Origin of the sequence: Novosphingobium sp., assembly GCF_019748365.1 — a bacterium.
Classification (GTDB): Bacteria; Pseudomonadota; Alphaproteobacteria; order Sphingomonadales; family Sphingomonadaceae; genus Novosphingobium.
On sequence record NZ_JAIEPN010000079.1, the window covers coordinates 1 to 12,201 of the forward strand.

Genomic DNA, 12,201 nt, shown 5'->3' on the forward strand with positions numbered 1-12,201 from the left:
ACGCGGCGGCTGGCGATGTTGCACTTCACGCCGTTGACGCGGATGTGGCCGTGGCTGACGATCTGGCGGGCCGAGAAGATCGTCGGCGCGAACTTGGCGCGGTAGACGATCATGTCGAGGCGCTGCTCGAGCAGGCCGATCAGGTTCTGGCCGGTATCGCCCTTCATGGACGCGGCTTCCTGATAGGTGCGCTTGAACTGCTTTTCGGTGACGTCGCCGTAGTAGCCCTTGAGCTTCTGCTTGGCGCGCAGCTGGATGCCGAAGTCCGACACCTTGCTCTTGCGGCGCTGGCCGTGCTGGCCGGGGCCATAGGCGCGGCGGTTGACCGAGCTCTTCGGGCGGCCCCAGATGTTTTCGCCAAGACGGCGGTCAATCTTGTGCTTCGATGCCTTGCGCTTCGACATGGCAAGTCCTTTCAATCTGCTATGCGGCCAGCGTGAGCCGGCCTGTGGAAACCAGCCTTGAGGCCGGCGTTTCGTAGACCCGGAACCGCACCATGTTCCCATAAGGGGCATGCGGCCACTGCTTCACCGGGCGTGCAGGGCCAATTGCGAAGGCGCGCCTAGACACGGGATCGGGCGGAATGTCAAGGCGGGAGTGGCGGAGCAGCATCTCGTGCGCGGCCCCTGATCACGATTCGAGTGACTAGTTGACGGTGAGCAGGTCTGCAAGCAGGCCGGGCGCCTCGATCATGGCGTCATGCGCGGTAGGCAGCGAGTGGTAATGCCAGGCGCTGTCGGTTCGGGCGGCTTCGGCGAAATGGTCGAACAGCCCGAAGGGTATGCCTTCGCAGAAGAGAAAGGTGCGGTGCACGACCGGCGGGTGCGCGAGGAACACTGGCTCGACGAAGCAGAGAAAAGGATGCGGGGTGAGGCGAGCCATGAAGGCGTCCCGCTCCGCGCCTTCAAGCCGCACGAACTTGGCGGGTGGGAATATCACCGGCAGCGAAGTGCGGCGACCGAGCCGGTGGACCGCCTGAAGCGCGGGTTCGTAGAGCTCGCCGGGGATGTAATCGCGCGCAGCCTCGCCTGATGAAGGCACGAAGGCATCAAGGTAGACAAGCTGCGCAATGGCATCTCGGCAGCGATCGGCGACTGCGGTGACAACCATGCCGCCAAGGCTGTGGCCGACGAGGACGATCTCGCGCAGGCCGTGCTCGATGATCAGGGCGGTGATCTCGGCGATGTGTGTTTCGAGCGAGATGGGCGCATGGTCCTCATCGGCGCGTTCGGCACAGCCAGCGAGGGTGGGGGCAAAGACGCGGTGGCCGCGTGCGACCAGCCGTTCGGCAAGGGCATCCCAACACCAGCCGCCATGGAAAGCGCCGTGGACGAGTACGAAGTCAGTCATGGTATGGTCCTTGTGGGGTGTGCATGCGCTGCGGCGCTTCAGCGGGCAATGTATTCGCGCACTAGCAGGCGGCCGCGGTGGAGGCGGGCCTTGACCGCCTGGCGGGTGGCGCTGAGGCGCGTGCCGATCTCGTCGATGGTCAGCTCCTCGATATCGCGCAGAAGTAGCACCTCGCGGTAATGCGGGGGCAGCGACTGGATGGCGGCAGCGAGATCGAGGCGCAGTTCGTGATCGGTGAGTGTGCGGAAGCGCTCGTCTGCCTCCAGCACATCGAGCTCGGTGGATTGGCCGAGTGCCTGCCGGGCAAGGCGCAGACATATCCGGTCCACCACCCGCAGCATCCACGAGGACAGCGCGCCGATCGCCCGCAGGGAGCCGATACGGCGATAGATGATGATGAGAGCCTCCTGCGCGGCATCGTCCATGTCGCTCTGGTTGCGACAGGTGCGGCGGGCGTAACGACGCACATCAGGCTGTGCGCCGGCGATGAGTGCGGAAATGGCCGCAGCATCACCCGCCTGCGCGGCGTTGATCAGCGCTGCAGAGAGATAGGGGCGAGCGGGCCGGCTCATGGCTGCGGGCGGCGTCCCGCGACCGCGCAGACCGGACAGAAAGCAAAGAGGCCGGTGACGATAGCGGTGAGGCCGGTAGCGATCAGAGCGCCGACAAGGAGAGGACTTTCAAAGCGGGCAAGGGCGGCTATGACAAGCACAAGGCCGAAGGTGACCCGCAGGGCCCGTTCCCATTGCGGCAGATTGCGACCGAACTTCATGGCTTTCTCCTTGGCGCACGGCATCGTGCTTCCGAGACCAAGAGGTGCGCAACAGCGGAAAGGATTCGCGGGGTGTGCAGATTTTTTGCCTGCGAAGATCGGAACGGGCGGCAGAGGCGCTGTGCGGTGGTGATGCCGGGTTCGATTTCTGCCTGCGAGAAAAGAGGGACTGTCCCTACTTTTCGTTCGTGTCGCCTCGCGGCGTGCGCATCAGGGCGGTGATCACGCCGCGCATGGTGCGCACTTCGAGGTGGTTCCACGCGGGCTTGGTCAGCATGTTGCGCAAGGTGAGGCGGGTGGCATGGGCGCGGCCCGCCGGTTTGAAGTAGTCGCGGGGTTCGAGGTGCTCGGTGATCTGGGCGATCAGGCCTTCGAGCTCTTCCTGCGGGGCAGGGGGAAGGAGGTCCTCGGCGGGAGGCTGGGTGAGGCCGGCCTGGGGCGCGTGCTTCGACCATTCGTAGGCGCACAAAATCACCGCCTGCGCGAGGTTGAGCGAGCCGAATTCGGGGTTGATCGGCACGGTGATGATGCTGCGGCACAGCGCGACGTCGTCGGTTTCGAGGCCGGAGCGTTCGGGGCCGAAGACGAAGGCGGTGCCGCCCACGGCGGTGGCGGTTTCCTTCGCCGCTTCCTCGGGCGTCAGGACGGGCTTGGTCACGCCGCGCTTGCGCACGGTGGTGGCGTAGACATGCGCGCAATCGGCGACGGCCTCTGCCAGCGTATCGTAGACCTCAGCCTGCGCCAGTACGATATCCGCGCCCGCAGCCGCCGGGCCGGCGCTGGGATTGGGCCAGCCATCGCGCGGGGCGACAAGGCGCATGCGGGTGAGCCCGAAGTTCAGCATGGCGCGCGCGGCCTTGCCGATGTTCTCGCCCAGCTGCGGGCGGACAAGGACGATGACGGGGGACTGGCTCATTTGCCGCCCACCTCGCGCACGGTGCTGGCAAACTCCTCGAAGTCCCGCGCTTCGGTGAAATCGCGGTAGACGCTGGCGAAGCGGATGTAGGCGACGCTGTCGAGCTGGCGGAGGCCTTCCATCACCATTTCGCCGATCTGGCGGCTTTCAACTTCGGCATCGCCCAGCGTTTCGAGCTGGCGCTGGATGCCGGAAACGAGCCGTTCGATGCGCTCCGGGCTGACCGGGCGCTTGCGGCAGGCGAGGGAGACGGACTGTTCGATCTTGGCGCGGTCAAAGGGTTCGCGGCGTGGCTCGCCGCTGCCGCTCTTGAGGACCATGACCTCGCGCAGCTGCACGCGTTCGAAGGTGGTGAAGCGCGCGCCGCACGCTTCACACTGGCGGCGCCGGCGGATCGAGGTGTTGTCCTCGCTCGGCCGGCTGTCCTTTACCTGGCTTTCTTCATGGGCACAGAACGGGCAGCGCATGCAGGGGCGTTACTTGATCCGCTGCCAGAACGCATAGCCCGCGCCGACCGCGAGGCCGAGGGGGAGCGACACGAAGGGCAGGAGCGCTCCCGCCACCGCACCGATGCCGGCGCCGACGAGGACCGGCTTGGTTGACGGATGGTTCATGCCTTCCTTGGCCATGCCTTCGATTTCGGCTTTGGCGCGGGCAGCGAGATCGTTATTGTCGGACATGGCTCAGAGCTCCGGATAGATCGGGAAGCGGGCGCAGAGCGCCTCGACCTTGCTGCGCACGGCCTGTTCGACCTGGCCATCGCCTTCATCGCCGTTGCGCGAGAGGCCGTCCACCACTTCCGCGATCAGCGCGCCGATCTGCCGGAATTCGTCCTCGCGGAAGCCGCGGGTGGTGCCGGCGGGGGTGCCGAGACGGATACCCGAAGTGACGAAAGGCGAGCGGGTATCGAAGGGGATGCCGTTCTTGTTGCAGGTGAGCCAGGCGCGGTCGAGGCCCTTTTCGGCGGCCTTGCCGGTCACGTCCTTGGGGGTGAGGTCGACGAGCATCGAATGGTTGTCAGTGCCGCCCGAGACGATGCCGAGGCCGGCTTCCTGCAGGCTGCCAGCGAGCGCGCGGGCATTGGCGACGACCTGATGGGCATAGGCGGCAAATTCGGGCTTCAGCGCTTCGGCAAAGGCGACCGCCTTGGCGGCGATGATGTGGACGAGCGGGCCGCCCTGCATGCCGGGGAAGACGGCCATGTTGATCTTCTTGGCCAGCGCCTCGTCATTGGTGAGGATCACGCCCGAGCGGGGGCCGCGCAAGCTCTTGTGCGTGGTGGTCGTCACTACATGCGCGTGCGGGATAGGCGAGGGATGCGCGCCGCCCGCGACGAGGCCCGAGATGTGCGACATGTCGACGAGGAGGTAAGCGCCGATCTCGTCGGCGATGGTGCGGAAGGCTTCCCAGTCCCACACGCGCGAATAGGCGGTGCCGCCCGCGATGATCAGCTTGGGCTTGTGTTCATGGGCGGTGGCGCGGACCGCGTCCATGTCGATCTGGTGATCCTCGCGCCGCACGCCGTAGGCGACCGGCTTGAACCACTTGCCGCTCATGTTGACCGGCGAGCCGTGGGTGAGGTGGCCACCCGAATTGAGATCGAGGCCCATGAAGGTGTCACCCGGCTGGAGCAGCGCGAGGAACACGGCCTGGTTCATCTGGCTGCCCGAATTGGGCTGTACGTTGGCGAATTCGCAGCCGAACAGCTTCTTGGCGCGCTCGATGGCGAGGGTTTCCACGACGTCGGCGTATTCGCAGCCGCCGTAGTAGCGCTTGCCGGGGTAGCCTTCGGCGTACTTGTTGGTGAAGACCGATCCGGCCGCTTCGAGGCATGCGAGGCTGGTGATGTTCTCGCTCGCAATCAGCTCGATCTTGGTCTGCTGGCGGTGCAGTTCACCGCGGATCGCGGCGTAGACTTCGGGATCGGCTGCTTCGAGGTGTTCGGTGAAGAAGCCGGCTTTGCGGATTTCCTGCGCGGGTGCTGCAATGTTCATCGGCGGGGCTCCTTATGCGAGGGTAGGGGAGGAAAGCTTGGCGACGCGGCCTTCGTGGCGGCCGCCGAGAAATTCACCGGCAAGGAAGGCCTCGAGGCAGGCCTTGGCCATTTCGGGGCCAACGAGGCGCGCGCCCATGGCGATGGCATTGGCGTTGTTGTGCTGCCGGGCGAGCGAGGCCGAAAGCGGCTCGCTGACAAGGGCGCAGCGCAGCGCCGGATGGCGGTTCACCGCGATCGAGATGCCGATGCCCGAACCGCAGAGCGCGACGCCGCGCTCGGCCGCGCCCGAGGCGACGGCTTCGGCGAGCTTGTAACCATAGTCCGGGTAGTCGACGCTGGCGGTGCTGTCGGGTCCGAGATCGAGCACGTCGTGGCCGAGTGCAGCGATATGTGCGGCGAGTTCGGCCTTGAGATCGACGGCGGCGTGGTCCGAGGCAATGGCGATGCGCATGGGCGGCGGGTGGTCCTGCAGCGGGGGATTCGGTCAGCCCCAGCGCTTTAGGAGGGTTGGCGCGGCTTTGCCAGTGCGGGTGATTGCCTTAAGTGCAGTATTAGTGACAATAATGCTAACGGAGAAGAACCCCTTCGTCAGCCCTGCGGGCTGCCACCTCCCCATTGTCACAAAGTGCAAATGGGGAGGTGGCCTGCCGAAGGCAGGTCGGAGGCGTATGCGTCTTGCACAAATACTCCGATCAGGCTTGGTTGCTGATGAAGGGAAGAGACCATGAGCAAACGGCTGATCCTGCTGGCGGCGCTGGTGCTAGGCGTGTTGCTGGGCATCCGCGCAACCACCCCGCCCGCGCCGGTGGGGGCGGGTGCGCCCCCGCAGGTCTTTGCCGCCGGGCGCGCGATGGCCGATGTCCGCGCGATCGCAGCGTGGCCGCATCTGGCCGCCTCGCCCGAGAACGCGGCGGTGCGCGCCCATATCGCGCGGCGGATGGCGATGATGGGGATGGAGGTGCGCGAGACGCCGTTCACCGCGCCGCCCGAGAGCGCCAAGCGGTTGGCGTGGTGGAGCGGGAAGGACGTTGCGGCCCCGGTGCTGACCAACGTGATCGGAGTGCTGCCGGGCAAGGACCGCAGCCTCCCCGCGGTGCTGCTCATGGCCCACCACGATACGGTTGGCGGATCGCCGGGCGCGGCGGACGATACGGCGGGGGTTTCCGCGCTGCTGGAAACCGTGCGCGCGGTGCGCTCGGGCGGACAGCAGGCGCGCGATCTGATCGTGCTGATCACCGATGGCGAGGAACTGGGGCTCGATGGTGCGCGGCATTTCTTCACCGCTGATCCCTTGCGCGCGCATGTCGGCGCGGTGATCAATGTCGAGGCACGCGGCGGCGGGGGGCGGACGACACTGTTCGAAACCTCGGCGGACAACGGCGCGGCGATTGCGCGCGCGGCGGGAGCCATTCAGCGGCCTGGTGGCTCCAGCCTTGCGGTGTTCATCTACAAGGTGCTGCCCAACGACACCGACCTCAGTGAAACGCGCGGCGGGCCATGGACCGGCTACAACTTCGCCTTCATCGGGCGGCCGCAGCTCTACCATTCACCGAAGGCGACGCCCGATGCGCTCGATCAGGGCGCGCTGCAGGATATGGGTGCGCAAGTGCTCGATCTGACGCGCGAACTGCTGCGCGCCGAGCCGCTGCCGGGCAAGACGGCGGATGTGGTGTTCTTCGACGTGTTCGGCCTGTTCCTGCTGGTCTATCCGGCGTGGCTCGGGTGGGGGATGCTGGCGGTGGCGGCGGGCGCGCTGGTGGTTGCCGTAGGCCGGGGTGGAGGCTGGGGTGACGGCCTCGCAGGGGCGGCGCGGATGCTCGCGCTGATCGTGCTTGCGGGGGTAGTCCTCTGGGCCGTGAATGCCCTTTCCCTCGGACCGGGCAGCCCCAACTACTACGACCGGCTGGCGGCGATCCCGCGGCTGGAAGTCATGGCGCTCTGCGGCGGCATGGCGGCCGTTCTGCTGGTGCTGGGCGCATGGAAGGCAAGACCGGCCGGATTGGTGGGCGCGGCGCTGCCGCTGCTCGTGCTGGGCGCAGTGCTGCAGGCGCTGGCGCCGACGGCGGCTTATGTCGTGGTGCTGCCGGTCTTGCTGGCGGCGCTCGCCATGGCGGTAGGCGAGGGTATGGCTGGCCGGCTGGTCGCGCTGGCGCTGGGGGCGCCGGTCATCGGTTACATGATCGCGCTGGGGCATCAGGTGATGCAGGGCGTCGGGCCGAACATGCCCATGGCGGCGGTGCTGCCGCTCGCGGTCACGGTACTGGCCGTGCTGCCGCTGTGGGAGGGGCTGGGCGCGCGGACGGCGCGGATCGCGGCGGCGGTGCTGCTGGTCGCGGCGCTGGGGACAGCGCTGACAGTGCGGCTCGATCCGCTGGCGGATACGGTGCCGGTCTATAGCGCGGACAAGTGACCCTTCCGTCAGCCCTGACGGGTTGCCACCTTCCCAATTGGGCGTTCCGTGAAAATGGAGAGGAGGCCGTTGCAACGCTTCGGCCCTGCCTGTAGCGGCGCTATCGAACATAACATTCGGGATGCGGGATGGCTGAGAGCGAGGTCTTGATTGCGGGCGGCGGGATTGGCGGGCTGGTGCTCGCGCTGACGCTGCACCAGATCGGCGTGCGCTGCAGGGTGCTCGAGAGCGTGCGCGAGCTGAAGCCGCTGGGGGTGGGGATCAACCTGCAGCCCAATGCGGTGCGCGAGCTGGAAGACCTCGGCATCGGCGAGGCGGCGCTGGACGCGGTCGGCATTCCGGCGCGCGAGTGGGCGCTGGTGGGGCTCAATGGCAAGGACATCTATGCCGAGCCGCGCGGCAAGCTCGCCGGATACCGCTGGCACCAGTATGCGGTGCATCGGGGGCACTTCCATATGCTGCTCTACCGGACGGTGCTGGAGCGGCTGGGGCCGGATGCGGTGCGGCTGGGCTGCCGGGTTGCGGGTTATCGCAAGCACGCCGATGGGGGCGTGACAGCACTGGTCGAGCGGGCGGATGGCGGGCGCGAGGAGCTTTCGGCCAAGCTGCTGATCGGCGCGGATGGCATCCATTCGGCGATCCGCGCGCAGATGCACCCCGATCAGCCGCCGATCCATTGGGGCGGCACGATCATGTGGCGCGGGACGGCAAGGGGCGTGCCGATCCGCAGCGGTTCCTCGTTCGTGGGGCTGGGGACGAGCCGGCACCGCGTGGTGCTCTATCCGATCTCGCACCCGGATGCGGATGGGCTGGCGGACATCAACTGGATTGCCGAGCAGACCTTTGATGCGGACCATGACTGGTCGAAATCGGGCTGGTTCCGCCCGGTGGAATTGAGCGAATTTGCGCATGAATTCGAGGGGTTTGTCTACGACTGGCTCGATCTGCCGGCGCTGCTGGCGGGATCGGATGCGGTCTATGAAAACCCGATGATCGACCGCGATCCGCTGCCGACTTGGGCGGACGGGCCGGTGCTGCTGATCGGGGATGCGGCGCATCCGATGTATCCGACGGGCTCCAACGGCGCTTCGCAGGCGATCATCGATGCGCGGGTGCTGGGACGGATCATGACGCAGCAGGGGGTGAACGCTGCGAGCGTGGCTGCGTTCGATGCCGAGCTGTGCGGCCCCATCGGCGCGGTGGCGATGCGCAACCGGGGGGCGGGGCCGTTCGGCCTGCTCAACATGGTCGACGAGCGCTGCGGTGGGCAGTTCGATGATATCGACACGGTGATTCCAGCGGAAGAACGCGCAGCGTTCATGCTCGCCTATCAGAAGGCGGCGGGCTTTGCGAAAGAGCAGCTCAATGCCGCGCCGCCGACGATCCCGGCAGGGGCGAGGGTGCTGGCATGAGCATTGCGCTGGAACACATCTGCGATCTGGTGGTCGAGCTTTCGCCGCCGCACGAAATGGGCGCGGCGCTTGCGGGCACGCGGCGGATCATCCCGATTGTCGGCGGGACGGCGACGGGCGCGCGGATCAACGGGCGCATCCTGAATGTCGGCGCGGACTGGCAGACGGTGCAGGCAGGCGGCGTGGCGCAGCTGGACGCGCGCTATGCAATTGAAACCAACGACGGCGCGGTGATCGAAGTGGTGAGCCAGGGCATCCGCCATGCTTCGGCGGAAGTGGCCGCGCGGATCGTGGCGGGGGAAGTGGTGCCACCTTCGGAATACTACATGCGCACCGCGATCCGGCTGGACAGCGGGCATCCGGACTACGGGTGGGTCGCGCGCTCGATCTATGTCGCGGATGGCGGCAAGGTGGGGAATACCGTGCGGCTGGCGGTTTATCGGGTGGGGTGACGAAGTGCGAAAAATAGGGACAGTCCCTATTTTTCGCGGCGCGGGCGGCCTCGCGGTCTTGCCTCTGTCACCGCGCTCCCTGCCACTTCAACCCTGCCAAGTGGACGACCCGAGCGCATGGCAGCTTCGACTTCATCGTCGCGCTCACTAGCTTCGACGCCATCCGCCAGATAGGCACGCCAATTGGTAACCGGGAATTCGTGTTCCAGATCGGTCAGGCCATCGGGTGCGCCGCTGATGTGGGCCCTTGCGCTGGACCAGGGCCATTGTTCCGCGCTGCCGACGAGCCCGGCTTTGACCGGGTTGTTCTCGATATAGCGCACGGCAATGGCAAAGTGTGCAGCGTCCATGGGGTAACTCGCATAGCGTCCTTGGAAGAGGTGGCCTGAAGCGCCCTCGCGCAAGTTTATGCGCTGGGCATAGCTGGTGTGCGTGCGGGAAAGCACCGCGCGCAGGGCATCGGCGGAGGGCGGCACGAGTACGAGATGGATGTGGTTGCTCATCAGGCACCAGGCGAGGCAGCGCACGGCGTGATCGGTGCAATTCTTTGCCAGCAGCGCCAGATATTTGCGCCGGTCGTTGTCGGAGAAGAAGATCGGCTGCTGGCGATTGCCGCGCTGGATCACGTGGTGGGGGATGTCGGGAACAACAAGTCTCGCGGCACGGGGCATGGCGCAAACTCAAAAATAGGGACAGTCCCCATTTATTCAGTCCTAACGGCTAGCGCAATATAAATGGGGACTGTCCCTATTTATTGATCCAGGAACGAACGCATCTTCCGCGAACGGCTCGGGTGTTTCAGCTTCCGCAGCGCCTTCGCCTCAATCTGGCGGATGCGTTCGCGCGTCACCGAGAACTGCTGGCCGACTTCCTCGAGCGTGTGATCGGTGTTCATGCCGATGCCGAAGCGCATGCGCAGCACGCGTTCCTCGCGCGGGGTGAGGCTGGCGAGGACGCGGGTGACGGTTTCCTTGAGGTTGGCCTGAATGGCCGCGTCCACCGGGATCACCGCGTTCTTGTCCTCGATGAAATCGCCGAGGTGGCTGTCTTCCTCGTCGCCGATCGGCGTTTCGAGGGAGATCGGCTCCTTGGCGATCTTCATCACCTTGCGAACCTTTTCGAGCGGCATCGAAAGACGCTCGGCCATTTCTTCCGGTGTCGGCTCGCGGCCCTGCTCGTGCAGGAACTGGCGGCTGGTGCGCACCAGCTTGTTGATCGTCTCGATCATGTGGACCGGGATGCGGATCGTGCGGGCCTGATCGGCAATCGAACGCGTGATCGCCTGCCGGATCCACCATGTGGCGTAGGTGCTGAACTTGTAGCCGCGGCGGTACTCGAACTTGTCGACCGCCTTCATCAGGCCGATGTTGCCTTCCTGGATGAGGTCGAGGAACTGCAGCCCGCGGTTGGTGTACTTCTTGGCGATCGAGATCACGAGCCTGAGGTTCGCTTCGACCATTTCCTTCTTGGCAATGCGCGCCTCGCGCTCGCCCTTCTGGACCATGTTCACGATGCGGCGGAATTCGCCGAGCGACATGCCGGTGGCGGCCGCGATATCGGCGATCTCGGCGCGGATGCGCTCGACCGGTTCGGCTTCGTTGAGTGCGAAGGCGGCCCACTTCTTGTCGCGGCTCGCCAGCGTCTGCAGCCAGCCTTCATCGAGCTCGCGCCCGACGTAGTGATCGAGGAAGTCCTTGCGGGGCACCTTGTGGCGCTCGGCAAGGCGCAGCATCTGGCCGCCCAATGTGGTGAGGCGGCGGTTGAAGGCGTAGAGGTTGTCGACCAGATATTCGATCTTGGTCGCGTGGAACTGCACGCTTTCGACCTGCGCGGTGAGATCCTCGCGCAGCTGCTGGTACTGCTGTTCCTTGGCCGCCGGGAAATCGCCGCCGGCGCCGAGTGCATGGAGCCGCTCGGCCTGCACCTTTTCGAAGGTGCGGAACAGATCGGTGATCTGGGCGAACTTCTCGAGCGCTTCGGGCTTCAGCTGCGCTTCCATCTGCGCGAGGCTGAGGGTGTTGTCCTCTTCCTCTTCCTCGGCAGGGCGCTTGGCGCGGCGTTCGGTGAGCTCGTCGTCCTCGTCTTCGGCGGATTCCTCCTCCTCGACGTCCTCTTCTTCCTTGAAGGAGGGGCCGGCGGTCGCTTCGCTGATTTCGCCGTCGCCTTCCTCACCATCTTCGGAGAGGTTCTCGGGTTGCGGTTCCTTCGAAAGCATGGCGTCGAGATCGAGGATCTCGCGCAGCTGCATTTCGCCCGCGTTGAGCGCTTCGGACCACTGGATAATCGCGTGGAAAGTGATCGGGCTTTCGCACAGGCCCAGGATCATGGTGTCGCGCCCGGCTTCGATGCGCTTGGCGATGGCGATTTCGCCCTCGCGGCTCAAAAGCTCGACCGCGCCCATCTCGCGCAAGTACATGCGGACGGGATCATCGGTGCGCTCGACGGTTTCCTTGCGCTTGGACACGAGGTCCGGACGCTCGTCGACCGGATCCTGATCCTCGACCTCGTCGTCGGCGCCCTTGTCCTCGGGATCGACCGCGTCCTCGTCGCTTTCGACGATATTGACGCCCATCTCCGAGATCGCGGCCATGATGTCCTCGATCTGGTCGGCAGACATCTGGTCCTGCGGCAGGGCCTCGTTGAGCTCATCCACCGTGATGATCCCGCGCCGCTTGGCGCGGGCGATAAGCTTCCGGATGGAAGCATCGTTGAGATCGATCAGCGGCGCGTCGCCGGTGTCAGTCGTGTCGTTGGAAGCCATCTATTCCCGGTACCATCTGTGCGCGCGCGGAGTGTAACTCCCCTGTTACATCCCTGCGCGGGTGCGGCCCATTTGCCCCAACCGGGCCAGCAGCGCCAGCCTTCGTTGCAGCAAACGTTGCTGTTCGGCGAA

The 12,201-nt window shown here is 65.9% G+C and carries 14 protein-coding genes; 3 read left to right on the top strand and 11 right to left on the bottom strand.

All coding sequences use genetic code 11. The features are described 5' to 3' along the window. The 9 genes from rpsD to rpiB all read right to left on the bottom strand — a co-directional run. Positions 1-404: 30S ribosomal protein S4 (gene rpsD, locus K5Q19_RS10120; protein ID WP_292944380.1), on the bottom strand; the 404-nt coding region annotated here is incomplete at its 3' end. A gap of 241 nt (positions 405-645) precedes the next feature. Continuing rightward, positions 646-1,350, bottom strand: coding sequence for an alpha/beta fold hydrolase (locus tag K5Q19_RS10125; RefSeq protein ID WP_292944382.1), 705 nt, complete (start codon positions 1,348-1,350; stop codon positions 646-648). Positions 1,351-1,388: 38 nt separating this feature from the next. Continuing rightward, positions 1,389-1,922: a sigma-70 family RNA polymerase sigma factor gene (locus K5Q19_RS10130; protein WP_292944384.1), complete on the bottom strand. Its 534-nt coding sequence runs from the start codon at positions 1,920-1,922 to the stop codon at positions 1,389-1,391. Next, positions 1,919-2,122 carry a DUF2892 domain-containing protein gene (locus K5Q19_RS10135; RefSeq protein ID WP_292944386.1) on the bottom strand — a complete coding sequence of 68 codons (204 nt, stop codon included), beginning with the start codon at positions 2,120-2,122 and terminating at the stop codon, positions 1,919-1,921. Before K5Q19_RS10135 ends, K5Q19_RS10130 begins: the two co-directional genes overlap by 4 nt. Before the next feature lie 175 nt (positions 2,123-2,297). Continuing rightward, positions 2,298-3,038 carry an RNA methyltransferase gene (locus K5Q19_RS10140; protein WP_292944388.1) on the bottom strand — a complete coding sequence of 247 codons (741 nt, stop codon included), beginning with the start codon at positions 3,036-3,038 and terminating at the stop codon, positions 2,298-2,300. Further along, positions 3,035-3,505, bottom strand: coding sequence for a transcriptional regulator NrdR (nrdR, locus tag K5Q19_RS10145; RefSeq protein ID WP_292944391.1), 471 nt, complete (start codon positions 3,503-3,505; stop codon positions 3,035-3,037). The genes K5Q19_RS10140 and nrdR overlap by 4 nt, the downstream gene beginning before the upstream one ends. A 9-nt stretch (positions 3,506-3,514) precedes the next feature. After that, positions 3,515-3,718, bottom strand: a complete 204-nt coding sequence (locus K5Q19_RS10150; protein ID WP_292944393.1) for a hypothetical protein — start codon at positions 3,716-3,718, stop codon at positions 3,515-3,517. A 3-nt stretch (positions 3,719-3,721) separates the two neighbouring features. Then, positions 3,722-5,032: a serine hydroxymethyltransferase gene (gene glyA / locus K5Q19_RS10155; protein WP_292944395.1), complete on the bottom strand. Its 1,311-nt coding sequence runs from the start codon at positions 5,030-5,032 to the stop codon at positions 3,722-3,724. A 12-nt stretch (positions 5,033-5,044) separates the two neighbouring features. Continuing rightward, entirely contained in the window at positions 5,045-5,485 is a 441-nt protein-coding gene (rpiB, locus tag K5Q19_RS10160; protein WP_292944397.1) for a ribose 5-phosphate isomerase B, read from the bottom strand. Positions 5,486-5,758: 273 nt separating this feature from the next. Here rpiB and K5Q19_RS10165 point away from each other — a divergent pair, with 273 nt between their 5' ends. The 3 genes from K5Q19_RS10165 (at position 5,759) to K5Q19_RS10175 (ending at position 9,308) form a co-directional block, all read left to right on the top strand. After that, entirely contained in the window at positions 5,759-7,444 is a 1,686-nt protein-coding gene (locus K5Q19_RS10165; protein ID WP_292944399.1) for a M20/M25/M40 family metallo-hydrolase, read from the top strand. A 128-nt stretch (positions 7,445-7,572) separates the two neighbouring features. Next, positions 7,573-8,856 (top strand): flavin-dependent oxidoreductase, encoded by a 1,284-nt coding sequence (locus K5Q19_RS10170; RefSeq protein ID WP_292944401.1) that lies wholly within the window; start codon positions 7,573-7,575, stop codon positions 8,854-8,856. Further along, positions 8,853-9,308: a DUF3237 domain-containing protein gene (locus K5Q19_RS10175; protein WP_292944403.1), complete on the top strand. Its 456-nt coding sequence runs from the start codon at positions 8,853-8,855 to the stop codon at positions 9,306-9,308. The genes K5Q19_RS10170 and K5Q19_RS10175 overlap by 4 nt, the downstream gene beginning before the upstream one ends. Before the next feature lie 26 nt (positions 9,309-9,334). Here K5Q19_RS10175 and K5Q19_RS10180 read toward each other — a convergent pair whose 3' ends face one another. Next, positions 9,335-9,979, bottom strand: a complete 645-nt coding sequence (locus tag K5Q19_RS10180) for a transposase (RefSeq protein WP_292944405.1) — start codon at positions 9,977-9,979, stop codon at positions 9,335-9,337. An 80-nt stretch (positions 9,980-10,059) separates the two neighbouring features. Next, positions 10,060-12,069: an RNA polymerase sigma factor RpoD gene (rpoD, locus tag K5Q19_RS10185; protein ID WP_292944407.1), complete on the bottom strand. Its 2,010-nt coding sequence runs from the start codon at positions 12,067-12,069 to the stop codon at positions 10,060-10,062. Positions 12,070-12,201: the final 132 nt, after the last annotated feature.

Bases quoted from the DNA above. Each gene is read 5' to 3' on its own strand.
- K5Q19_RS10125 (WP_292944382.1), bottom strand. From the start codon at position 1,350: ATGACTGACTTCGTACTCGTCCACGGCGCTTTCCATGGCGGCTGGTGT.
- K5Q19_RS10130 (WP_292944384.1), bottom strand. From the start codon at position 1,922: ATGAGCCGGCCCGCTCGCCCCTATCTCTCTGCAGCGCTGATCAACGCC.
- K5Q19_RS10135 (WP_292944386.1), bottom strand. From the start codon at position 2,122: ATGAAGTTCGGTCGCAATCTGCCGCAATGGGAACGGGCCCTGCGGGTC.
- K5Q19_RS10140 (WP_292944388.1), bottom strand. From the start codon at position 3,038: ATGAGCCAGTCCCCCGTCATCGTCCTTGTCCGCCCGCAGCTGGGCGAG.
- nrdR (WP_292944391.1), bottom strand. From the start codon at position 3,505: ATGCGCTGCCCGTTCTGTGCCCATGAAGAAAGCCAGGTAAAGGACAGC.
- K5Q19_RS10150 (WP_292944393.1), bottom strand. From the start codon at position 3,718: ATGTCCGACAATAACGATCTCGCTGCCCGCGCCAAAGCCGAAATCGAA.
- glyA (WP_292944395.1), bottom strand. From the start codon at position 5,032: ATGAACATTGCAGCACCCGCGCAGGAAATCCGCAAAGCCGGCTTCTTC.
- rpiB (WP_292944397.1), bottom strand. From the start codon at position 5,485: ATGCGCATCGCCATTGCCTCGGACCACGCCGCCGTCGATCTCAAGGCC.
- K5Q19_RS10165 (WP_292944399.1), top strand. From the start codon at position 5,759: ATGAGCAAACGGCTGATCCTGCTGGCGGCGCTGGTGCTAGGCGTGTTG.
- K5Q19_RS10170 (WP_292944401.1), top strand. From the start codon at position 7,573: ATGGCTGAGAGCGAGGTCTTGATTGCGGGCGGCGGGATTGGCGGGCTG.
- K5Q19_RS10175 (WP_292944403.1), top strand. From the start codon at position 8,853: ATGAGCATTGCGCTGGAACACATCTGCGATCTGGTGGTCGAGCTTTCG.
- K5Q19_RS10180 (WP_292944405.1), bottom strand. From the start codon at position 9,979: ATGCCCCGTGCCGCGAGACTTGTTGTTCCCGACATCCCCCACCACGTG.
- rpoD (WP_292944407.1), bottom strand. From the start codon at position 12,069: ATGGCTTCCAACGACACGACTGACACCGGCGACGCGCCGCTGATCGAT.